This window comes from Streptomyces altiplanensis, assembly GCF_053591575.1.
In genome coordinates this window covers 1-1,618 of the sequence record NZ_JBSFUB010000223.1, presented here as the reverse complement: position 1 = coordinate 1,618, position 1,618 = coordinate 1, and the positions used below count along the sequence as shown (strand labels likewise).

Below are 1,618 nucleotides of genomic sequence, written 5' to 3'. Positions count from 1 at the left end.
GCCTGCATCGCCCAGTGCATCGCCACCAGCGACGACGAACACGCCGTGTCCACCGTCACCGCCGGACCCTCCAGGCCCAGGGTGTACGACACCCGGCCCGACGCCAGGCTGGGCGAGCTGCCACTGCCCTGGAAGCCCTCGAACTCAGGGCCTGCCAGAACCGCGCTGTAGTCGTTGTACATCACACCGGCGAACACGCCGGTCGCACTGCCCTTGAGCGACACCGGGTCGATCCCGGCCCGCTCGATCGCCTCCCACGACGTCTCCAGCAGCAGCCGCTGCTGCGAGTCGGTCGCCATCGCCTCACGCGGCGACATCCCGAAGAACGCCGGGTCGAACTCACCCGCATCGTGCAGGAATCCGCCCGAGCGGGTGTAGGACGTTCCCTTGTGGTCGGGGTCCGGGTCGAAGAGGCCGTCCACGTCCCAGCCACGATTGGTCGGGAAGGCCGAGATGACATCACTGCCTTCGGTGACCAGTCGCCACAGGTCCTCGGGCGAGGTCACGCCGCCCGGATAGCGGCAGCTCATCCCCACGACCACGATCGGGTCATCCGCCACTGACCGCGCAGGCGCCGCGATGGGGAGTGCCACGGCCGCATCCGCACCGAGCAATTCGTCGAGCAGGTGGGCGACCAGTGTCTCCACCGTCGGGTAGTCGAAGACGAGCGTGGCCGACAGCCGTAGCCCGGTCGCGGTGTTGAGCCGGTTGCGGAGTTCGACCGCGGTGAGCGAGTCGAAGCCCAGCTCACGGAAGGCACGTTCGGGGTTGACCGCGTTGGCATCGGCATGCCCCAGCACCAGGGCGACCTGCCCACGTACCAGATCCAGCAGCACCTCCTGACGCTCAACGACCGTCAGCACCGACAACCGCTCCACCAGCCCCGCAGCCGCACCGCCCGCCGCGGCAGCCGCACGACGCGACCGCACCCGGACCAACGACCGCAACAACACCGGCACATCACCCAGCGCACGCAACACCGCAAGATCCAGCCGCACCGGCGCCACCACAGCATCACCCGCAGCCAACGCCGCATCGAACAGCGCAACCCCCAGGCCCACCGACAACGCCGGCACACCCGCACGCGCCATCCGCTCCGCATCGGCCTCCGCCAAAGCACCCGTCATCCCACCGGACTGCTCCCACGGACCCCACGCCAGCGACACACCCGGCAACCCCTCAACCCGACGACGCTCCATCAGCGCATCCAGGAAGGCATTACCCGCCGCGTAATTACCCTGCCCCGCACTGCCGAACATCGCCGCCACCGACGAGAACACCACAAACGCCGACAGATCCAGATCACGCGTCAACTCATGCAGATACCACGCCGCATCCACCTTCGGACGCAACACCCCATCCAACCGCTCCGGCGTCAACGAACCCACCACACCGTCATCCAGCACACCAGCGGTGTGGATCACCGCGGAGACGGTGTGGCGTGCCAGCAGGTCAGCCAGCGCGTCCCGGTCGGCCACGTCGCACGCCTCGACCGAGACCTCCGCACCCAGCACCGACAGCTCGCCCACCAGGGCTTCGGCACCCTCAGCGCCCGGACCTCGGCGGCTCACCAGCAGCAGACGGCGCACACCGTGCTCCGCCACCAGGTGGCGGGCCA

General features: G+C 68.9%; 1 protein-coding gene. It reads right to left on the bottom strand.

Annotation, left to right across the window (positions count from 1 at the left end):
* A partial coding sequence (locus ACWD0Y_RS36605; protein WP_450264568.1) for a type I polyketide synthase occupies positions 1–1,618 on the bottom strand: 1,618 nt, incomplete at both ends.